Raw genomic sequence first — 20,874 nt, 5'->3', positions numbered from 1 at the left:
AACAGCCGAGGCGAGAAGGCGCTGATCGAGCAAGGTGCGATGCCCGCCGACTGGAAGCCTGCGAAGCGGCGCCAGAAGGACATCAACGCGACCTGGACGAAGAAGCACGGCAAGAGCCACTTCGGCTACAAGCTCTCGATCAACGTCGACAAGAAATACAAGATCATTCGCCGAATCGAGACCGACACGGCGAGTACGCACGACAGCCAGCACTTCGACAACGTCTTCGATGCGGGCAATACGAGTCGGGACGTCTATGCCGACCGGGGCTACCCGTCCGAGGCGCGTGAAGCCTGGCTCAAAGAGAAGGGCTTCCGGAATCAGATCCAGAGGAAGGGCAAGCGTAACAAGCCGCTGTCCGAGTGCCAGCAGCGGCGTAACCAGCGCATCGCCAAAACGCGCGCCCGGGTCGAGCACGTGTTCGGCGCCCTCGAGCAGATGGGTGGCAAGTTGCTGCGCACCATCGGCCAGGCGCGGGCCAGCTTCGCGATGACGATGATGACCGCCTGCTACAACCTGAAGCGGCTGGTCTACTTCCGGAAGGCCGGAATCGAGGCCTTCTGACGCCCGAAATGGGCCGAATCGCCGATGCCTGGGGCGATTCGAGGCAAAAACGGGGCAACTCCGCCGAGAAACACGGTGGGTTGCCAGAGAAATTGGACCAAACTCGGTCGCCGTCATCATTGCGCGGTGGGATTCACTGAAAACCTCGGGTTATTCGAGGTGCCCGTCGGTGTAGTCATCGAGCTCACTGCTTTCCAGTCGCTCGAGCAGTGCTTCCAGGCTGGCATCGTCGAGGCGATGCAGGTTCAGGATGTCGGCGCGAAACGACAGTGCTTTGTTGGTGTTGTCCCAGATCAGGTCTTCCACCGGATAGATTTCCGAATAATCCGGCACCAGGATGCGGCAGGCCGTTGCGCCGAGCTGGTCATGCACTGCCATGTACACTTCCTTGCCCATGCCCTCGAGAATGCCGAACAAGGCCGCGGCTTCCTCGGCATTGGAGTTTTCACCCTGGCCGGAGAAGTCCCACTCGACGAAATCGAAATCGGCTTTTGCGCTGAAAAAACGCCATGACACCACGCCGCTGGAATCGATGAAGTGCTCGACGAAGTTGTGCGGCTCGGTTACGGCGTTGCTTTCGAAGGTGGGCGCGGGTAAATCGTTCAGGCCTTCAAAACTGCGCCCCTGCAGCAACTCGGTAAGGCTGCGTTCCAGCGCCACCTCCATGCTCGGGTGCGCCCCGAAAGAGGCGAACACTCCGCCCGTGCGTGGGTTCATCAAGGTGACGCACATCACCGGAAACGCCCCTCCCATCGACGCATCCTTCACCAGCACCGGAAAGCCCTGCTTCTCCAGCGCCTCGATGCCGGCCAGAATGCCGGGATATTTCGCCAGTACTTGGTGCGGCACATCGGGCAGTGCGATTTCACCGCCCAGAATTTCACGTTTGACCGCGCGCTCGATGATTTCCGACAGGCATTGCACCTGTGCTTCGGCCAGCGTATTTCCGGCACTCATGCCATTGCTGAGGAACAGATTGTCGACCAGGTTGGACGGGAAATACACCACCGCGCCGTCCGACTGACGCACATACGGGAGCGAACAGATGCCGCGCGCCACGTTGCCCGAGTTGGTGTCGTACAAATGCGAGCCACGCAACTCGCCCTCGGGGTCGTAGATCCGCAGGCAGTAGTCGTCGAGAATTTCAGCCGGCAGCGCATCATCAGGGCCAGGTAGAAACCAGCGCTCATTCGGATAATGCACGAATGCCGCGTTGGCGATGTGCTCCCCCCAGAACTGGTCGTTGTAGAAATGGTTGAAGTTCATCCGCTCGATGAATTCACCCAGGGCCGAGGCCAACGCGCTTTCTTTGGTGGCGCCCTTGCCGTTGGTGAAGCACATCGGCGCGTGCGCATCGCGGATGTGCAATGACCACACGTTGGGAACGATATTGCGCCACGAAGCGATTTCGATCTTGATGCCCAGGCCCGCCAGAACCCTCGACATATTCGCGATGGTTTGCTCGAGCGGCAGATCCTTTCCTGCGATATAGGTGCTCGCTTCCGGATCCGGAGTCAGCGTCAGCAAGGACTGGGCATCCGCATCCAGATTCTCGACTTCCTCGATCACGAATTCAGGCCCGGTCTGCACCACCTTCTTCACCGTGCAACGGTCGATGGAGCGCAGGATGCCCTGCCTGTCTTTGGCGGAGATATCCGACGGCAGCTCGATCTGGATCTTGAAGATTTGTTTGTAGCGGTTTTCAGGATCGACGATATTGTTCTGCGACAGGCGGATGTTGTCGGTAGGAATATTGCGCGTTTCGCAGTACAGCTTCACAAAGTAAGCCGCACACATGGCCGACGAAGCCAGAAAGTAATCAAACGGGCCGGGCGCCGAGCCATCTCCCTTATAGCGGATAGGCTGATCTGCGACCACGGTGAAGTCATCGAACTTGGCCTCGAGACGAAGCTTGTCGAGAAAATTGACCTGAATTTCCATGCGGGAATCCTGAAATTGCGTTCAAAGCGAGCAGCCTGCCATTATCGCTGTTTTGCCAATGGAGAAATCGTTCTTTTCGGCTGTTCGAGGGTCCCCGATTCCGTGGCAATCGGGATGCACCCGGGGTATCGAGCGCGGGTAATCGCTGGCGCGCCAGGATCGACGCATCGATCGTGCGGGGGAGGGCGTCCGAATGAATCAGCAGTTCGCTGACACAGGCGGGCGGCATCGGTCTGCAAGTAGAATGCAGGCGACGACTGCTTCCGTCCAGCCGGCTTTCGCCTTGTTCGATGGCGAATGGATGGTTCGGATCCGGGGTTTCGAGCGGACGGACATCCCATGGGGTTCGGGCAGCCGAGCCCGGAGCGAGGCCTCCAAAATGCGCATTCTGGATTTCAGTTCGTGGCAGGCGGTGATGACGACGGTGCTCGGGCTGGTGGTGGTCACTTTCGTCATGGTGGGCATCCGCCTGCTGGTGATGGAGTCGGTGCAGCAGCGCCGCCAGCGCGAGAACCGTCAGATCAACGAGCGCCTGCGCACCCTGATCGCCGCCTACAAGACGCTGGGCGGCTCCTTCACCGGTGATCTGGTGGTGGATCCCACCCACCTGCGTGAACTCCTGAGCCAGCGGACCCCGGCCGAGGCCGCCGGGGGCGGAGGCGCGGATACGGGCGAGGAGACTGCGTCCTCGGGCTCGTCCGATCGCAGGCGACGGATCCGTGATGCTGTCGAAGCAGCGCTGTCGGACGTGATCCTGCTCGGCAACGAGGAGCAGGTGCGGATGGCGGCCCAGGCGGCGACCGATCTCGCCGCGGGGCGCCCGGTCCATACCGACGCACTGGTGGTCTCGCTGCGCGACTTCATTCGCAAGGTGCTCGACCTCGAGCCCGTCCCCGCCGGCTTGGAGATTCCGAAGCAGGGGCCGACGCGTCCAGGCGGTGGGGCCGCCGGCGCCAGGGGCAGGGCGGCGGCAGGCGGGGGCGACCGGGCCGGCGGCGGCAGGGGCGGGGGTGGCGGTGAAGGTGCCGCCGTTGGCGGCAGGATGGATCCGGCCAGGGACGGCAGCCTGGCCGAGGGCGGGCCCGGGCACTAGCGCGGCGCGGCCGTGTCGCCCGAATTGCGCCGCCAACCAGGATCCGACCCAGAGACGCCCATGAGCCAGCCCGACATCCCGCCGACCGAGCCCGAATCCGGCCGCCTCGTTCGCCGCGCCCGGGGCGCCGACGTGGCCGACTGGATGCGCTGGCTGCCCGGCCTGCGGATTCTGCGCAGCTACCGGTTGGCCTGGCTGCGGCATGACCTCGTCGCCGGTCTGGTGCTGGCGGCGATGCTGGTGCCGGTCGGCATTGCCTATGCCGTCGCGTCGGGGCTGCCGGGGATCTACGGCCTCTACGCCACGATCGTCCCGCTGCTCGCCTATGCCCTGTTCGGCCCCAGCCGCATCCTGGTGATCGGCCCCGATAGTGCGCTGGCGGCCCTGATCCTCGCGGTGGTGGTGCAGCAGTCGGGCGGCGACCCGATGCGCGCGGTGGCGCTCGCCGGCGCGATGGCGGTGGTCTCGGGCCTGGCCTGCATCCTGTTCGGACTGCTGGGCCTCGGCTTCGTCACCGAGCTGCTGTCCAAGCCGATCCGCTATGGCTACATGAACGGCATCGCGCTGACGGTACTGATCAGCCAGCTGCCGGCGCTGTTCGGCTTCTCGGTTGACGGCGGCGGGCCGCTGCAGGACCTGTGGGCGATCGGCGTGGCGATCGCCGAGGGGCGCAGCAACCGGACCACCTTCCTCCTCGGCGCTGGCACGTTGGTGATCATCCTGCTGCTGCGGGGCTTCAAGCGCATCCCCGGCATCCTCGTCGCGGTGATCGCGGCGACGCTCATCGTCGGCGCGCTGGATCTCGGCGAGGAGGCGGGCGTCGCGGTGCTCGGCTCGCTGCCCCAGGGCCTGCCCGCCTTCGCCATTCCCTGGATCACCCGGGCCGACCTCGAGGCGGTGTTCATCGGCGGGCTTGCCGTCGCCATGGTGTCGTTCGCCGACGTCAGCGTGCTGTCGCGCGTCTACGCGCTGCGCACGCGCACCCATGTCGACCCCAGCCAGGAAATGGTGGGGCTGGGCGCCGCCAACCTGGCGGCGGGCTTCTTCCAGGGCTTCCCGATCAGCAGCAGCTCCTCGCGCACCCCCGTTGCTGAGACCGCCGGTGCACGCACGCAGCTCACCGGCGTGGTCGGCGCGCTGGCGGTCGCCCTGCTGCTTCTGATCGCCCCCGATCTGCTGCGGAATCTGCCGACCAGCGCACTGGCGGCGGTGGTGATCGCGGCCGCCCTCGGCCTGTTCGAGATCGCCGACTTGCGCCGCATCTGGCGCATCCAGCGCTGGGAGTTCTGGCTCTCGGTGGGCTGCACCGCCGGGGTGGTGGTGCTAGGCGTCATCCCCGGCATCGGCCTGGCGATTGTCGCCGCAGTCATCGAATTCCTGTGGGATGGCTGGCGGCCGCATTTCGCGGTGCTCGGCCGTGCCGACGGCGTCAAGGGCTACCACGACATCACGCGCTATCCCGACGCCCGCCGCATTCCCGGGCTGGTGATGTTCCGCTGGGACGCGCCGCTTTTCTTCGCCAACGCCGAGCTGTTCCACGAGCGCGTGCTCGACGCGGTAGAGGAGTCGCCGACGCCGGTGCGCCGGCTCGTGGTCGCGGCGGAGCCGGTCACCAGCGTCGACGTCACCGCCGCCGACATGCTCGCCGAGCTCGTCGAGACCCTGCAGGCCGCCGGAATCGAGCTGTGCTTCGCCGAGATGAAGGATCCGGTCAAGGACAAGCTCAAGCGCTTCGGCCTGCTCACCCGCCTGGGCGAGGAAACCTTCTTTCCCACCCTCGGTGCCGCGGTCAGCGCCTACCTGGCGAGCCACGACGTCGAGTGGGTGGACTGGGAGGACCGCGAGGCGTGACGCGCCGGATCGACAACCCCGGCCCGCGCAGGAAAGCAATCACCGTTGCCGGTCGCCTTGCGTTCAAATGCGCGCGCCTATCCCGGCGCCACATACCAGAGAATCGCCAGGTAATGCAGCACGCTGCCGGCGAGCACAAGCACGTGCCAGATCGCGTGGAGCATGGGCCAGTAGCGGGCCAAGGCGAAGAACGGCACCCCCAGGGTGTAGGCGAGCCCGCCCGCCACCAGTAGATCGAAGCCCACCGGATCCATCGATCGCCGCAGCGGCTCGACGGCTAGCACCACCAGCCAGCCCATGATCAGATAGATGACCACCGGCACGATGCGCCGCTCCTGCTTCCATAGCAGATCGATCAGGACGCCGAGCAGGGCCAGGCCCCACACCACGCCGAACAGGGACCAGCCCCAGGGGCCGCGCAGGGTCACGAGGGTAAACGGGGTGTAGGTGCCGGCGATGAGCACATAGATGCTGCAGTGGTCCAGCCGGGTGAGGATGCCGCGGCGGCTGCCGTCATGCGCGTGGGACAGCGACGACGCGGCGTACAGCAGGATCAGCGAGGCACCATAGATGCTGAAACTGGTCAGCCGCCAGGGATCGCCCTGCGGCCCCGCCACCAGCAACAGCAGGACCGTGCCCGCCGTGGCCGCCACCGCTCCCAGCAAGTGGCTGAGCGAGTTGAATCGTTCCAGCGTCGTCATCCTTGCCTCCGCTGCCTCTGAGCTTCAGGGTACCAACAAAAAAACAGGGATCATCGCGCCATTCCACGGAAGGCGCGATGCTTAACGGCATCAAGCGTCCGGGACGAACGACGCCGAATCCGCGTTGACGGCGCGCCGCCCGCGCCTGCAGCTCACGCTGAAACCCCGGTGCGCAGACGGATCGTGCTTGACAGGACACCTCATGAGCCTAAACTACCATCCATATAGATGGTAAGGAGATGGTGATGAGCGTCCACGAGTTGCGTCAGAAAGCCGGCGAAGTCAGCGAGAAGATCACCATCAACCTCGGCGTCGTCGACCTCGGGCAGATCGATCTGCTGGTGCAGGAGGGGTTCTATTCCAACCGCACCGACCTGATCCGCACCGCCATCCGCAACCAGCTGGCCACCCACGCCGAGGTGGTGCGGGAAACGGTGGCGCGCAAGACCTTCGTCCTCGGGCTGCAGCGCTACACGCGTGCCGATCTCGAGGCGCTGCGCGCCGCCGGGCAGACCCTGCAGATCCAGGTGCTGGGCCTGGCCAGCATCGCCAACGACGTGCCGCCCGAACTCGCCCTCGCCACGATCGATTCGATCGTCGTGCTGGGCGCCTTCCACGCCAGCCCGGCGGTCAAGGCCGCGCTGGCCGATCGCATCCACTGACCCCCAGGGTGTCACGCGCCGGCTCGGCGGCTTTCGCTCGCGAGCCGGCGCCACAGGAGAGATTCCGCAATGAACGCACCGATGAATTCCGCAATGCTCGAAGCCCTGCGCCTCACCCGCGCCGGACAGTTGCTCGAGGCGACCGCGCTCATCCAGCGCACCCTCAATGGCGGCCACGGGACCGAGCCCGCCGCCGGCGCCACACCGCACACCGGGACGCCGGTCGAGCACGACGTCTTCCTCATGGACGCCGAGCCCGCCGGCCACCGCGCCACGCGCGCCAGGCGTGAGGACGGCCCGGCGACCGATGCCGACTTCGTCATCGTCGACCCCGAGCCCGCGGCCAGGCCACGGCAGCAGCCGCGGCGCGGTCCATCCGCCGCGGCGGCGGCTGCGTCGCCGGCTCGTCCGGCCTGGCCCCGATTCGATGGCGCCGCGCTGCGTGGCCAATGGCAGCCCCTGCACGGGCCGTTCGCGCAGCCGATGGCGAAGGGCGCCCCGGCGCCCTTGCCCGAGGGTGCGCAGTTCCTCACCGCGTCCTTTACCAATCACGCCGGCACGCGGGCCTACAGGCTGTATGTGCCGAGTGCGTATCACGGCCAGCCGCTGCCGCTGGTGGTGATGCTGCACGGCTGCACGCAGGACCCGGACGATTTCGCCGCCGGCACGAAGATGAACGAACTCGCCGAAAAGCGGCACTGCCTGGTGCTCTACCCGGCGCAGACGGGCGGTGCGAACGTCTCGAAGTGCTGGAACTGGTTCAAGGGCGGCGACCAGCAGCGCGATCAGGGCGAGCCGTCGATCATCGCCGGCATGACGTGTCAGGTATGCGACTCCCACGCGGTCGATCAGCGCCGCATCTACGTCGCCGGCCTGTCGGCGGGCGGCGCGATGGCGATGACGATGGCGGTCACCTACCCCGAGCTGTACGCGGCAGTCGGCATCCATTCCGGGCTGCCGCACGCGGTCGCGCGCGATCTGCCGTCCGCGCTGGCGGCCATGCAACAGGGGCGGGCCGCGCCGCTAGGGGGTGACGCCCGAACCATCGCCGGCGCGCAGGCGGTCGCCGCCATCGTCTTCCATGGCGACCGTGACACCACCGTCCATCCGGGCAACGGCGACCAGGTGATCTCCCAGTGCATGCCGCCCACCGCGCCGCAGCGCACGCAGGGCGCGCCCGAACCGCGCGTCACCGTGCAGCGCGGACAGGTGCCGCAGGGCCATGCGTACACCCGCACCCTCTACCAGCGAATCGACGGCCAGGCGATCGCCGAGCATTGGCTCATCCACGGTGCCGGCCATGCGTGGTCCGGCGGCAGCGCGAGTGGCTCCTATACCGATCCGAAGGGACCGGATGCGACCGGGGAAATGATGCGCTTCTTCCTCGAAAATCCCCGGCCCGAAGTTGCGGGCTGAGGGCTGGTCGAGGCCGTCGCCACGCGGCCGGTGCCGCGGACGGCTTCCATCAGGCGCTGTGCGCCATGCGGTGAGGCGGCGCAGCGGGGTTTGTAACGAAAATGTAAGAACCGGGACGCGGCGGGAATAGCCGCGCCTCCAGCGCGTTGTCGGTGCAAGGGCGTACGAGAGCACGCCCGGCGAGAAGCCCGCACAACCCCAACCGTTGGAGAGAAAAAATGAGCCCCGACTTCAGCCAGGCCGTCGTCATCGAACTCGTCGCCCGTTTCGCGATCGACATCGCCGCGATGGTCGCCCTGGTGTTCGGCATGTACTACCGCCGCTATCGTGACAAGGAGCTGGTCACCGCCGCCGCGATGTTCAACATTTTCGCGTTCGCGGTGCTGACCATCCTGTCCTCGGTGGAATTCAGCGTCGCCGCCGGCTTCGGCCTGTTCGCCATCCTGGCGCTGTTCTCGCTGCGTTCCGAGCAGATCAGCAAGACCGAGATCACCTACTTCTTCGGCAGCGTGGCGATCGCGGTGATCTGTTCGGTGCAGGGCACGACCCTCGAGTTCGTCGCCACCGTCGCGGCGCTGATCCTGCTCGCGGCCTGGATCATCGACCACCCGCGCATCCTGCGCTCGGCCGACGGCGTCAAGATCACCCTCGACAAGATCGACGCCCACGCCCTGTCCAGGCCCGAGGTCATGCGCGCCGATCTCTCTGCCCGTCTCGGCGTGGAGGTGATGTCCTACCAGATCACCACGCTCGACTACATCAACGACATGGCGCGCATCAACGTCTTCTACCGCAAGCATTGAGCATCACCCGCCCGAGCCCCGGAGACCGACATGAGCCACACCATCGACCGTGCGCGACCCCTGTTCGCCGAATTCACCCCGATCACGCTCGCGGCCCTGAACGTCAAGGCCGCCATGCTCGAACGCCTGGACAACAAGTACGTGGTGCGCGAGAGCGTGCTGCGCGAGGCGCTCGCCGAACTGGCGCAGCACTTCGAGGTCCTCGAGATCGACGGCAAGCGCGCCTTCACCTACGAGACCTGCTACTTCGACGACGAGGAGCTCCACAGCTACTACGACCACCACCAGGGCCGGCGCCGCCGCTGCAAGGTGCGGGTGCGCAAATACACCGACGCGCAGCTGTGCTTCGTCGAGGTCAAGCTCAAGGACAAGCGCGGCATCACCGTCAAGAAGCGGCTCGACTACACGGTGGACAAGTACGGGATGCTCGACGAACAGGCCTGTGCCCATGTGGATTCGGCCTATCGCAAGCAGTACGGCGAGCCCTTCCGCCACACGCTGCAGGCGGTGATCGAGATGCGCTATCAGCGCGTGACGCTGGTGGCGCGGGAAGGCGGCGAACGCATGACCATCGACAGCAGGCTGCTGTTTCGCAAGGGCGGGCGGCAACGCATGACCCCGCCCGATGTCTTCATCGTCGAGACCAAGTCGGCCAATGGCAACGGCATCGCCGACAAGATCCTGCGCGCGCTGCACCAGCACCCGACCTCGCGTTGCTCCAAGTACTGCGTGGGCATGGCAGCGCTGGAAGCGGTGGAGCGCCACAACAAGTTCCTGCCCGCGCTGCGCAAGCTCGAGGTCGAGCCGCCGCGTCGCCCCGTGGCGACCCCGGCGCACGCGGTCGCGCACCGCGTCGCACGTCGGCCGCTGCGCCGGCTCGCGGGCATGCTGTCGATCGCTGCGGCCCTGCTTGCGCCCCTGATGCAGGCCGAGGCCGCCGAACCGCTCACGGTCGCGGCCACCCTGCGGGTGATCGGTGCCGCGGTGGACGGCGAGCGCATCTCCGAGCTTTCGGGCCTGGCCTGGGATGCCGACGAGCGGCGGTTGTATGCGGTTTCCGATCGTGGCGTGCTGTTCCGCTTCAGCGTCGAGCTCGGCGCCAGCGGCCAGCTCGAGGTCGAGCCGATCGCGGCCAGCCGGCTCGCGCCGCCGCCGGGCAGCGGCGCCGGCGTGGATGCCGAAGGCCTCGCCGTGACCGGCGCCGACGACGGCATCAAGGGCAACAGCGAACTGCTGGTGTCGACCGAAGGCGAGCCGCGGGTGATCCGCTACTCCCTCGCCGGCCAGCCGCTCGGCATCCTGCCGCTGCCCGGCGGGCTGGACGATCCGGCGCGCTTCCGTCGCGACAACGCGATGCTCGAGGCGGTCGCCATGCATCCTGAGCACGGTTTGCTGGTGGCCGCCGAGGCGCCGCTGGAAGGCGAGCGCGCGGGCCACCACCGGGTGGTCGGGCGCGATCGCGCCTGGTCCTTTCCCAGCCATCCGGCCCGCAACGCGCGCCTCAAGGGCATGGACGTGATGGACGACGGCCGCCTGCTGGTGCTCGAGCGCGCCGAAGCGGGCAAGGGCAAGGGCAGGACTTTGATGGTGGTGCTGAGCGAGGTCGATCTGGCCGCGTGCGCGGACGGGCAGGTCTGTCCGGTGCGCGAGCTCGCCGTCCTCGACCGCCCGGCCGAGGCCGACAACTTCGAGGGCCTGACCTCGCTCGGCGAGGGCCGCGTGATGATCGTCAGCGACGATCGCGGCAGGTCGAGCCGCGGCACCACCTTCACCGTCCTGCGGCGCAGGGCGGCGACCGTCGACGCGACCTATTCGACCGGCGCAAAGCCGTAGTAGGAGCCATACGCCGAGGGAGCGGGGGCGTAGGCGGCGACCTTGATCGCATCGGCCAGGCTGACCTTGTCGGTGAGGCCGTCGATGCCGTGCTCGTCCTCGTGCCACTTCGCCTCGATCTCGCGTTCCGACAGGCCGTCGAATTCGAGGTTCTTGTCCAGGCGCGCGGAGCGATACTCGAACGCCGTGTCGTGGGCGATGAACAGCGTGTGCGGACAGGCGGTGATGCGGGTCTCGTCCTGCGGGTCGGCGCCCATGACGCGTACGCCGCAGAACGGGCAATGGACCGGCGTGTAGTAGAAGGTCTTGAGTTCAGTTCGTTGGATGAGCTGGGACATTGAAAACTCCTTGTTCGATGGGGATGGTCGCGTGGGGCGAGCCCCTGAGATAGCGCAACAGGCGGCCGCGGTAAGGCGTGCCGTCTTCCAGCGGCGTTTCGATCAGGGTTTCGGTCAGGCCGAAACCGAGTTCGCCCATGAGGCGATTGAACGCGCTGCGGTTACCGCGCCGTGGATCGATGATCAGGACCTCGGCCGCGGGGGCGGCGTGAGCCTGAATGAATTCGGACAGCTGTTCCGGGTGGCTGCGCTCGTAGAGCACGTCGCTGGCGATGATCAGGTCGAATTCGCCGAGCCCGGGATTGGCTCTGCCCCAGATGCCGGTGCCGTACTTCAGCGGCGGCAAGTCATTGAGCGCCAGGTTGGCCTGCAGGAAGGTTTCGGCCAGGGGATGGCAATCGCTTGCCGTCGAATCGCCGCCGCGTCGGTGGATGACCAGGCTGGCCAGGCCGAGGCCGCAGCCGGTCTCGAGGATTCGCCGCCCGCGCAGATCGAGGGTCTGCATCAGCCCGGCGAGCTTCTGTGCCGAAGGCCAGAGCTGGCCGAAGAGCGGCCAGGTCGCCGAGGAAATCCCCGCCGCCTCGGCTTCGCCCAGCGGGTCGTGGAATTGAAGGAGATCGAGCAGCGATCTTATCTTCAACTCGGCGCCGCCGGCGACGCCGACGGTCTGGAACTTGACCTCATAACCGAGCAAGCGACTTCTCCCGTGCCTGAAAAAAACAAAAGGCCCGACACTTGTCGGGCCTTGAGTCGATCCGTGAAGACGGCCCGCGCTTCAAGCGCGGGGCCGCAACACAGTTCAGTCGGCAGCGCGGATGTTCGACGCCTGCAGGCCCTTCGGGCCGGTGGTCACGTCGAAGCTGACGCGCTGGCCTTCCGCGAGGGTCTTGAAACCCTGGCCCTGAATGGCGGAGAAGTGGGCGAAGAGGTCCTCACCACCGGCTTCCGGCGTGATGAAACCAAAGCCCTTCGAATCGTTGAACCACTTGACGGTACCTGTTGCCATGTCTTGAATCTCCTGAGAATTGGGGAAAGCCCCCTGAATGGGGCGAGTTTCAAGACGGCGAGGTATGACTTGGGGGATTAAAACCGACAAATCGGATAAACCATCAAACAAACGACACGACTTGAATATCGCTGCGGCGGAGTATGGGGGAAGTCCCCGGAGAAAGATAGCTATTTCTTTCGGTGCGGTGAAAAGGGCAGGCCTGCCCGCCGGCAGTCGCGGCGCGCAGGCCTGCCTGCGGCTACGGGCGGGCGCTCTGGCGCTCCCGGAACGCCCGCACCGTGTCGAGGAAAGCGCGCAGGATCGGCGACTGGTCGTCAACGCGGAAGACGCAGCTCAGGTCGACGAACGCCTGCGACGGAGCGTCGACGAACGGGCGGTAGAGCACGCCCGGGATCTGCAACGTGGTCGCCGATTCGGGCACCAGACAGACACCGAAGCCGCTGGCCACGAGGGCGACGCCGGTCACCGCGTCGCCGACCTCCTGCGAGACGAGCGGCTCGAAACCGCGCTCGTGGCACAGCGCCATGACCTTGTCGACGAAGTTGGGGCGGGCGCCGGTGGGGAAGAGCACCACCGGATTGTCCGCCAGGGCGCGGAATGGAATGGCGGGAAGCGCGGATAGCGGATCGCGTTCGTGCACCGCCAGCAGCAGGGACTCGGTGGTGACCAGCTCGGTGCCGATCTCGGCCATCGGGCCGAGCATGCGATTGAAGCCCACGGTGATCCGCCGCTGGCGCAGGGCGTCGAGCTGCTCGGCCTTGGTCATCGTGTGGAGCACCACTTTGACCTCGGGGTGGGTGTTCCTGAACGAGAGCAGCAGCTTGGGGATCGCGTCCAGGATCGCAGATCCGAAGATCGCGACGTCGAGCCGCCCGAGCTTGCCCTGACCGGCGCGCTGGGTGCGCTCGGTCGCCTGTTCCACCACTGCGCGGATGTTGCGGGCTTCTTCGAGGAAGAGTTCGCCGGCTTGGGTCAGCTCCATGCCCTTGGGCGTGCGCCGGAAGAGACATACGCCGAGCTCGTCCTCGAGCTGCTGGATCTGGCGGGTGAGCGGCGGCTGTGAGATGTGCAGCCGGAGCGCGGCGCGACCGAGGTTGCCTTCCTCGGCCACGGCGATGAAATAACGGAGATGTCGAAGGTCCATCGCGGGCGTTCCCTGTGTGGGTCGGAAGCGGGATGCAGTGCCTCTTTCGATACTCTGGAGGTATCAAGCGGGAAAATTATCGGTATTGGACGGTAAGTCCCGCAAGACTTAATTTCCTCGCCATCGCAGCGGTGCCGGAACTGCCGTGAATCGAAGACAACGATCCGGCGATGGAGAGGAGGGGATCATGAACGGACGTATTTCGCTGACCGCGCTCGCACTGGCGTGCGCACTCGTGGGCAATGCCCAGGCCAAGGAAGGCGCGGACCAGTATCCGAACGGCGCCGATACCTGGTACTCGGGGGCGTTGCCGCCGCCGGGCGGCTATTTCCTGAACTACTTCGGCTACTACGATGCCGAATTGAAGGACGGCAACGGCGACACGGTGGCGGGCACCTCGGCGCGTGCGTGGTTCGATGCATTGCGCTATCTGCACGTGTCGGAGCGCCGGATCCTGGGCGGCAACTGGGCTTGGCATGTGATCGTGCCGCTGGTGCATCAGCGCACCGACCTGGGCGGCGGCGACAAGCGCGTCGCGGGCGTGGGGGACATCACCATCAACCCCTTCGCCCTGGCCTGGCACAGCAAGAACTGGCATTGGGTCGCCGGCATCGACTTCAATCTGCCGACCGGCAGGTACGACTCGAACGATGCGCGACGCAGCATCGGCGCCAACTACTGGAGCATGGTGCCGCTAGTCGGCGTGACCTACCTGTCGGACACCGGCTGGGAGGCGTCCGCCAAGTTCATGTACAACATCAAGTCCGAGAACACGGATTTCCGTCCCGCGCCGGGCGCGCCGAAGATGGACTACCAGTCCGGCGACGAATTCCACATGGATTACCTGGTGGGCAAGCATGTCGGCCCCTGGGGATTCGGGCTGTCGGGCTACTACCTGAAGCAGGTGACCAACGACGAGATCGACGGTCGCACCATCCCGGCCCGGCCGGGGCTGTGGTCCGCCGGTCGCAAGGGCGACGTCTTCGCGATCGGGCCGAGCGTGACCTACCGGACCAAGGACGGGGTCCATTTCACCGGCGAATGGCACCGCGAGGTCGAAGCCGAGAACCGATTCGGCGGCGACAAGGTCTGGTTGAAACTGGTCCTGTCGCTCTGACCGCCTTCGGTGGTGCGCGGTGGTGACCCGCCGCGCGTGGGCTGGCGACCGCGCCGAGGCGTGCGCTTGCATGCGTCCGCACGCGCGACGTCGCCTCGGCTGAAAGGGGATAATCAGTGCACCTGGCGCCGCTCGGCCTGGAAAGTGCCGGCGGCGCCAAGCCCGGGTGGAGACATGCAGGCATGACGCAGCAAAGACTGATCGAGCAATTCAACCTGCGTTCGAGGCTTCGCTTCAATCTCGAGAGCGGGCACATCTGGCTCGGCGAGAGCCGGATGCTGATGTTCCACGCGCAGGCGTTCGGCGCCCTGCGCCGGGAGCTGTTCGATACGCTGGGGGTGAAGCGGGCCCGCGGCCTGTTGCTGCGGATGGGCTTCGCGTCCGGCACGCAGGACGCGGATCTTGCGTCAAAGCTGGCCGGCGAATGCGATCCCTACGATGCGTTCCGGATCGGCCCCGAACTGCACGCCTTCGAGGGCCTCGTCAAGGCGACGATCCTCGACGCCAAGATCGACTGGGAGCGCGGCACCTTCTTCGGTGAAGTCGCCTGGGAAAATTCCTGGGAGGTGGAGTCCCACCTGCAGTCCTTTGGGCACAGCGAGGATCCGGTGTGCTGGAGCCTCGTCGGCTACGCCTCGGGCTACGTCAGCTATTTTCTCAAGCGCTTCGTGGTCTTTCGCGAGGTGGAGTGTGCCGGCGCCGGCGCCGGCGCCGGCGCGGCACGCTGCCGCATCGTGGGCAAGCCCGCCGAGCTGTGGGATTTCGACGACGGCTATCTCGACTATTTCAAGCCCGACAACGTCGAATGCACGCTGCGCCGCCTGCAGGACGACGTCAGGCAGCTCAAGGCCTCGCTCGCCGCCCGCCACGAGGCGGACGACCTGATTGGCGACTCGCCCAGCTTTCGGGCGGCCTTCGACCTCGCCAGCAAGGCGGCGAACAGTCCGATCAACGTCTTGCTGCTCGGCGAAACCGGGGTCGGCAAGGAGATGTTCGCGCGCTGGCTGCATGAGCACAGCGACCGGCGCGAGCAGCCCTTCGTCGCCATCAACTGCGCGGCGATTCCGCACGACTTGATCGAATCCGAACTGTTCGGCGTGCAGAAGGGCGCCTACACCGGCGCCCAGCAGTCGCGGCCGGGGCGCTTCGAGCGCGCCAATGGCGGCACGATCTTCCTCGACGAGGTCGGCGATCTATCGCCCTCCGCCCAGGTGAAGCTCCTTCGCGTCCTGCAGACCGGGGAGATCGAGCGCCTCGGCGACCAGCAGACGCGCAAGGTGAACGTGCGCCTGATCGCCGCCACCAACGTCAATCTGCAGCAGGCGATCGCGGACGGGAGCTTCCGCGCCGACCTCTACTACCGGCTCGCCACCTATCCGGTCACGATTCCGCCCCTGCGGGAGCGCAAGGGCGACATTCCCCTGCTCGCGACCGCGCTGGTGAACAAATACGCGCCGATATATCACAAGAAGGTGCTCGGCATCACCGAGCGCGCGATGCAGGCGCTGGTGGCGCAGGCCTGGCCGGGCAACGTGCGCGAACTCGAGAACCTGATCGAGCGCGGCGTGCTGCTCGTGCCGCCCGGCGAACAGATCGAGGTCGAGCACCTGTTCGCGGGCGGGCTGCCGGCGCACCAGGCAGGGGTGGAGATCGATCGCAAGGGCATGGTGGCCGACGCGAGCGAGGCGGAGCGCAGGCAGCTCTACGACTCGCTGCTGCACGACGGCTTCGACCTGCAGACGCACGAGACGCAACTGCTCGAGCTGGCGGTTCAACGCGCCCAGGGCAATCTGACGCACGCGGCGAAGCTGCTGGGGATCACCCGCCGCCAGCTCGCCTATCGCCTGAAGCAGGCTGACCGCGACCCCCCCGACTGAGCGCGCCGTCCCGCGGCTTCCGGCATGGAAGGCGCCCGCGCGTCGTTGCGCAAACCCCACCTCGACCGCCTTCGGGCGGTTTTTTCATGGGCCGGGCGGATCGCGCGGTCGTCTGCCCGAGCCGGGGGTGTTGCGGCGCACCGTGACGCTTTTGTAAGGCAGCAGACGGGCGATGTACAAATACGTAAATCTCGATTTTCCTGCAGTCACCGATTTTTTCAATAAAACACAAATAAATCAGGCGCTTGGATTTTGTGGCACGGTCTCTGCATTAGTAATGCTGAAGTTTGAATAAGCCTTGCTGATTGCAGGCTTCCAGAAAGGGCCGGAATCGGCCGATTGCACAACCCATCCGAGGAGACGAAAAGATGGCAATGACTGGTGTTCTGAGACCTGGGCATGCACAGGTGCGGGTGCTGGATCTCGACGAGAGCGCGCGCTTCTACCGCGATGTGCTCGGGCTGGTGGAAACCGGGCGCGATGCGCAGGGGCGGGTGTACTTCAAGTGCTGGGACGAGCGCGACCACAACAGCTACGTGATTCGCGAGGCGGACAGCGCGGGGATCGACTTCTTCGGCTTCCGTGTGCTCGACAAGGCGACGCTCGACAAGTTCGATGCCGATCTGCAGGCCTATGGCCTGAGCACCGAGCGCATCCCGGCCGGCGAGATGCTGGAGACCGGCGAGCGGGTGCGGTTCGAGCTGCCGTCCGGGCATCTGATCGAGCTGTACGCCGAGAAATCGAAGGTCGGCAACGGCATCCCGCTGATCAATCCGGCGCCGTGGTGCAAGGAGCGCGAGCACGGCATCGGCCCGGTGCGGCTCGATCATGCGCTGCTCTATGGTCCGAACGTGGCCGAGGTGCAGAAGATCTTCACCGAGGTGCTCGGCTTCTACCTCGTCGAGCGCGTGCTCACGCCCGACGGCAACGCCAACGCCGCGATCTGGCTGTCCTGCGGCCAGAAGGTGCATGACATCGCGTTCGCGGAGTATCCGGAGAAGGGCAAGCTGCATCACTGCTCCTTCCTGATGGAGAGCTGGGACCAGGTGCTGCGCGCCGGCGACATCATGTCGATGAACCAGGTGCCGGTCGACATTGGTCCGACCCGCCACGGCGTCACCCGTGGCTGCACGATCTACGCCTGGGATCCGTCGGGCAACCGTTTCGAGACCTTCATGGGCGGGCACCTGCCTTATCCCGACTACGAAACGATGACCTGGACCTTCGACAACTTCGGTCAGGGGCTCGACTACCCGCAGCGCAAGCTGCACGAGACCTTCCTCACGGTCGTGAGCTGAGTGGCCGCGGTCATGACCGAGTCCGACCAGTCGCTGGAAATGAAGCCGGCCGCGCTCGACGCCACGCGCCGTTTCGTGCGGGTCACCGGCGAGCGGGCGGGCGGCTTCGTCGAGTTCGACTTCGCCATCGGCGAGCCCGAGATCTTCGCCGAGCTGATTCTTGCACGCGACGCCTTCGCAGAATTCTGCGCGACCAACGCGGTGGAGTTTCTGGCGGCGACCGAGACGAATGCGGGCGAGGGCACGCCCGACGACTTCAACTGGCGTCTCGGCGACGCGACCCACACCCGCTTCCGATAACGAGCAACGGGCTCCGCCGCCGGCGGGGCTCTCAGGAGACACACATGCAAATCGACCTTCGCACGGTCAGCATCGAGCCCCGGCGCAACACCTTCGACCATCTCGCGCGCCGCTTCGGCGACAAGCCGGCGTCGCGCTACCAGGAGGGCAGCTACGACATCCAGGCGACCGAGAACCTGCACTACCTGCCCACCTGGGATCCCGAGCAGCAGCTCTACGACGCGAGCATCACGAAGATCGTAATGGAGGACTGGTACGCGCTGAAGGATCCGCGCCAGTTCTACTACAGCACCTACACCCTGGCGCGCGCGCGCCAGCAGGACACCGCCGAGTCCAACTTCGACTTCGTCGAGTCGCACGGCCTGGGCGAGATGCTGCCGGCGGAACTGCGCGACGTCGCATTGAAAGTCCTGGTGCCGCTGCGCCATGCCGCGTGGGGGGCCAACCTCAACAACACTTTCATCTGCGGCTACGGCTACGGCACCACCTTCACCCAGCCGTGCATGTACCACGCGATGGACAACCTCGGCATCGCCCAGTACCTGTCCCGCCTGGGCTTGCTGCTCGGCGACCTGGAGGCGCTCGACGCCGGCAAGGCGGCGTGGCTGGAGGGCGCGGCCTGGCAGCCGCTGCGGCGCTACGTCGAGGACACGATGATGGTGCGCGACCCGTTCGAGCTGTTCGTGGCACAGAACGTCGCGCTCGACGGGCTGCTGTATCCGCTGGTGTACGACCGCATCGTCGATGACTTCCTGTCGGCCAGGGGCGCCTCCGCGGTGGCGATGCTGACCCAGTTCATGAGCGACTGGTCCGTCGAAACCCGCAAGTGGATCGATGCGGTGCTCAAGGTGGCGGCCGCCGAATCGGAGCACAACCGCGAGGTGCTGCAGGGCTGGATCAAGGACTGGAGCAGCCGGGCCGCCTCGGCGATGGTGCCGATCGTGGAACAGGCCATCGGTCCGCACGCCGACGACGCGGTCGGCGAACAACTCGCGGTCCTCAAGGCCCGCATCCAGAAAACCGGCATCGCCCTCTGAGAGAAAGCCCATGTCCACCGTATTCATTGCACTGCAGACCAACGAAGACACCCGGCCGATCATCGAAGCGATCGCGCACGACAACCCCCAGGCGGTCGTCCACCGCCAGCCGGCGATGGTGAAGATCGATGCGCCGAACCGCCTGGTCATCCGTCGCGAGAGCATCGAGGAGAGGCTCGGCCGCGAGTACGACCTGCAGGAGCTGCAGATCAACCTGATCACGCTATCCGGCCATGTGGACGAGGACGAAGACGCGTTCACCCTGACCTGGAACAGTTGAGCGAGGAGCCCACCATGGAAATGAAAGTCGCGAAGAAGAAGCTTGGCCTCAAGGAACGCTATCGCGTGATGACCCGAGACCTGGGCTGGGAACCGAGCTATCACACGAAGGAAGCGCTGTACCCCTACGTCGGGTACGAGGGCATCAAGATCCACGATTGGGAGAAGTGGGAGGATCCCTTCCGCCTCACCATGGATGCCTACTGGAAATACCAGGCGGAGAAGGAGCGCAAGTTCTATGCGATCGTGGATGCCCATGCGCAGAACAACGGCCATCTCAACCTCACCGACGCCCGCTACCTGTCGGCACTGAAGATCTTCCTGCAGGCGATCAGCCCGGGCGAGTACGCCGCGCACAAGGGCTTCGCCCGCGCCGGGCGCGAGTTTCCCGGCGTCGGGACCCAGGTCGCCTGTCAGATGCAGGCGATCGACGAGATCCGTCATGCGCAGACGCAGATTCACGCGCTGTCCAACTACAACAAGTATTACGACGGCTTCCACGCGTTTTCCGACCAGCGCGACCGCATCTGGTACACGTCGGTGCCGCGCTCGTTCTTCGACGACGCGATGTCGGCCGGCCCGTTCGAGTTCATGGTCGCGATCGGCTTCTCGTTCGAATACGTGCTGACCAACCTGTTGTTCGTGCCCTTCATGTCGGGGGCGGCTTACAACGGCGACATGGCCACCGTCACCTTCGGCTTTTCCGCGCAGTCGGACGAGGCCCGGCACATGACGCTCGGTCTCGAGTGCATCAAGTTCCTGCTCGAGCAGGATCCGGCCAACGTTCCCATCGTTCAGGCCTGGTTCGACAAGTGGTTCTGGCGCGGCTTCCGCGTGCTCGGGCTGGTCAGCACGATGATGGACTACATGCTGCCCAAGCGCGTGATGTCCTGGCGCGAGGCATGGAACATGTACGGCATCGAGAACGGCACCGCGCTGTTCAACGATCTCGCCCGTTACGGCATCCGCCCGCCCAAGGGCTGGGATGATGCGGAGAAGGCGATCGACCACATGTCGCACCAGTTCATGCTCGGTCTGTACCAGTGGAGCTTCGGCACCTCGTTCCACAGCTGGATCCCGTCCGATGACGAGATGGCTTGGCTGTCGAAGAAGTACCCGACCACCTTCGACAAGTACTACCGTCCGCGCTGGGATCACATCAAGAAGCTGGCCGCGGCCGGTACGCCGTACAAGAACTACGGCCTGCCCAAGCTGTGCCAGACCTGCCAGCTACCCACCGTGTTCACCGAGCCCGAGGACCCGACCCTGATCTGCCACCGCGAGGTGGAGTACAAGGGCGAGCGTTACCACTTCTGCTCCGATGGCTGCCAGCACATCTTCGAGAACGAGCCGGAGAAGTACATCCAGGCATGGCTGCCGATGCCGCAGATCCATCAGGATCCGATCCGGGGCGATCTCGGCGCCTGGATGGACTGGGTCAATCTCAAGGATGGTCAGGACAACGGGGACTACGTCGGCTCCAACGACCAGCGCAATTTCGACGCCTGGCGCGGCCTGGCGACGTCCAACGAATAAGCCCGCGCGGCTGTGCGGCGGTGGCGGGCAGGGATGCTCGCCGCCGCGGCGAATCGTACTCAAAGGAGAATCAGG

The 20,874-nt window shown here is 65.7% G+C and carries 19 protein-coding genes and 1 pseudogene; 14 read left to right on the top strand and 6 right to left on the bottom strand.

Features of this window, described 5'->3' with window-relative positions:
• A partial coding sequence (locus tag BB334_RS03465; protein ID WP_108722487.1) for an IS5 family transposase occupies window positions 1-564 on the top strand: 564 nt, incomplete at its 5' end.
• A 165-nt stretch (window positions 565-729) separates the two neighbouring features.
• Here BB334_RS03465 and BB334_RS03460 read toward each other — a convergent pair.
• Window positions 730-2,505: pseudogene (locus tag BB334_RS03460) on the bottom strand (OsmC domain/YcaO domain-containing protein); the annotation flags it as partial.
• Window positions 2,506-2,884: 379 nt separating this feature from the next.
• Between BB334_RS03460 and BB334_RS03455 the strand changes: the two are divergent.
• Entirely contained in the window at window positions 2,885-3,598 is a 714-nt protein-coding gene (locus tag BB334_RS03455) for a hypothetical protein (RefSeq protein WP_068804471.1), read from the top strand.
• 60 nt (window positions 3,599-3,658) lie between these two features.
• On the top strand, window positions 3,659-5,449 hold the full coding sequence (locus BB334_RS03450) for a SulP family inorganic anion transporter (protein WP_068804313.1): 1,791 nt from the start codon (window positions 3,659-3,661) through the stop codon (window positions 5,447-5,449).
• A 77-nt stretch (window positions 5,450-5,526) separates the two neighbouring features.
• On the opposite strand, the gene trhA is transcribed toward BB334_RS03450, so the two are convergent.
• Window positions 5,527-6,150 carry a PAQR family membrane homeostasis protein TrhA gene (gene trhA / locus BB334_RS03445; protein WP_068804312.1) on the bottom strand — a complete coding sequence of 208 codons (624 nt, stop codon included), beginning with the start codon at window positions 6,148-6,150 and terminating at the stop codon, window positions 5,527-5,529.
• A gap of 245 nt (window positions 6,151-6,395) precedes the next feature.
• On the opposite strand from trhA, the gene BB334_RS03440 reads away from it, so the two are divergent.
• The 4 genes from BB334_RS03440 to BB334_RS17410 all read left to right on the top strand — a co-directional run bounded on the left by BB334_RS03440 (window position 6,396) and on the right by BB334_RS17410 (window position 10,864).
• Window positions 6,396-6,812, top strand: coding sequence for a CopG family transcriptional regulator (locus tag BB334_RS03440; protein WP_068804310.1), 417 nt, complete (start codon window positions 6,396-6,398; stop codon window positions 6,810-6,812).
• 69 nt (window positions 6,813-6,881) lie between these two features.
• The gene (locus BB334_RS03435; RefSeq protein ID WP_068804308.1) at window positions 6,882-8,228 is read left to right on the top strand and encodes an extracellular catalytic domain type 1 short-chain-length polyhydroxyalkanoate depolymerase; all 1,347 of its coding nucleotides are present in this window, start codon (window positions 6,882-6,884) and stop codon (window positions 8,226-8,228) included.
• A gap of 218 nt (window positions 8,229-8,446) precedes the next feature.
• Window positions 8,447-9,031 carry a DUF4956 domain-containing protein gene (locus tag BB334_RS03430; protein ID WP_088179140.1) on the top strand — a complete coding sequence of 195 codons (585 nt, stop codon included), beginning with the start codon at window positions 8,447-8,449 and terminating at the stop codon, window positions 9,029-9,031.
• A 30-nt stretch (window positions 9,032-9,061) separates the two neighbouring features.
• Window positions 9,062-10,864 carry an esterase-like activity of phytase family protein gene (locus BB334_RS17410; protein ID WP_083200252.1) on the top strand — a complete coding sequence of 601 codons (1,803 nt, stop codon included), beginning with the start codon at window positions 9,062-9,064 and terminating at the stop codon, window positions 10,862-10,864.
• Here BB334_RS17410 and BB334_RS03420 read toward each other — a convergent pair.
• The 4 genes from BB334_RS03420 to BB334_RS03405 form a co-directional block, all read right to left on the bottom strand.
• Window positions 10,840-11,202, bottom strand: coding sequence for a hypothetical protein (locus BB334_RS03420; RefSeq protein WP_068804306.1), 363 nt, complete (start codon window positions 11,200-11,202; stop codon window positions 10,840-10,842). The genes BB334_RS17410 and BB334_RS03420 overlap by 25 nt on opposite strands.
• Window positions 11,177-11,896, bottom strand: a complete 720-nt coding sequence (locus tag BB334_RS03415; protein WP_068804305.1) for a class I SAM-dependent methyltransferase — start codon at window positions 11,894-11,896, stop codon at window positions 11,177-11,179. Before BB334_RS03415 ends, BB334_RS03420 begins: the two co-directional genes overlap by 26 nt.
• 105 nt (window positions 11,897-12,001) lie before the next feature.
• On the bottom strand, window positions 12,002-12,208 hold the full coding sequence (locus BB334_RS03410) for a cold-shock protein (protein ID WP_021249937.1): 207 nt from the start codon (window positions 12,206-12,208) through the stop codon (window positions 12,002-12,004).
• Between the two features lie 241 nt (window positions 12,209-12,449).
• Entirely contained in the window at window positions 12,450-13,355 is a 906-nt protein-coding gene (locus tag BB334_RS03405) for a LysR substrate-binding domain-containing protein (protein WP_068804303.1), read from the bottom strand.
• Between the two features lie 187 nt (window positions 13,356-13,542).
• Between BB334_RS03405 and BB334_RS03400 the strand changes: the two genes are divergently transcribed.
• The 7 genes from BB334_RS03400 (at window position 13,543) to BB334_RS03370 (ending at window position 20,799) form a co-directional block, all read left to right on the top strand.
• The gene (locus BB334_RS03400; protein ID WP_068804301.1) at window positions 13,543-14,472 is read left to right on the top strand and encodes a SphA family protein; all 930 of its coding nucleotides are present in this window, start codon (window positions 13,543-13,545) and stop codon (window positions 14,470-14,472) included.
• A 182-nt stretch (window positions 14,473-14,654) separates the two neighbouring features.
• On the top strand, window positions 14,655-16,349 hold the full coding sequence (locus BB334_RS03395) for a sigma-54-dependent Fis family transcriptional regulator (RefSeq protein WP_068804299.1): 1,695 nt from the start codon (window positions 14,655-14,657) through the stop codon (window positions 16,347-16,349).
• Window positions 16,350-16,717: 368 nt separating this feature from the next.
• A complete protein-coding gene (locus tag BB334_RS03390) occupies window positions 16,718-17,647 on the top strand; it encodes a catechol 2,3-dioxygenase (RefSeq protein WP_068804297.1) in 930 nt (309 codons plus the stop codon).
• 12 nt (window positions 17,648-17,659) lie between these two features.
• On the top strand, window positions 17,660-17,947 hold the full coding sequence (locus BB334_RS03385) for a phenol hydroxylase subunit (RefSeq protein ID WP_198531162.1): 288 nt from the start codon (window positions 17,660-17,662) through the stop codon (window positions 17,945-17,947).
• A gap of 44 nt (window positions 17,948-17,991) precedes the next feature.
• On the top strand, window positions 17,992-18,984 hold the full coding sequence (locus tag BB334_RS03380; RefSeq protein WP_068804295.1) for an aromatic/alkene monooxygenase hydroxylase subunit beta: 993 nt from the start codon (window positions 17,992-17,994) through the stop codon (window positions 18,982-18,984).
• A gap of 10 nt (window positions 18,985-18,994) precedes the next feature.
• Entirely contained in the window at window positions 18,995-19,264 is a 270-nt protein-coding gene (locus BB334_RS03375) for an MmoB/DmpM family protein (RefSeq protein WP_068804293.1), read from the top strand.
• 14 nt (window positions 19,265-19,278) lie between these two features.
• Entirely contained in the window at window positions 19,279-20,799 is a 1,521-nt protein-coding gene (locus BB334_RS03370; protein ID WP_068804291.1) for a YHS domain-containing protein, read from the top strand.
• Window positions 20,800-20,874: the final 75 nt, after the last annotated feature.

This window comes from Thauera phenolivorans (genome assembly GCF_001696715.1).
In the GTDB taxonomy this organism is placed as follows: Bacteria; Pseudomonadota; Gammaproteobacteria; order Burkholderiales; family Rhodocyclaceae; genus Thauera; species Thauera phenolivorans.
Note: the sequence above shows the minus strand (reverse complement) of the source record. Positions and strands in the feature narration are given on the sequence as shown.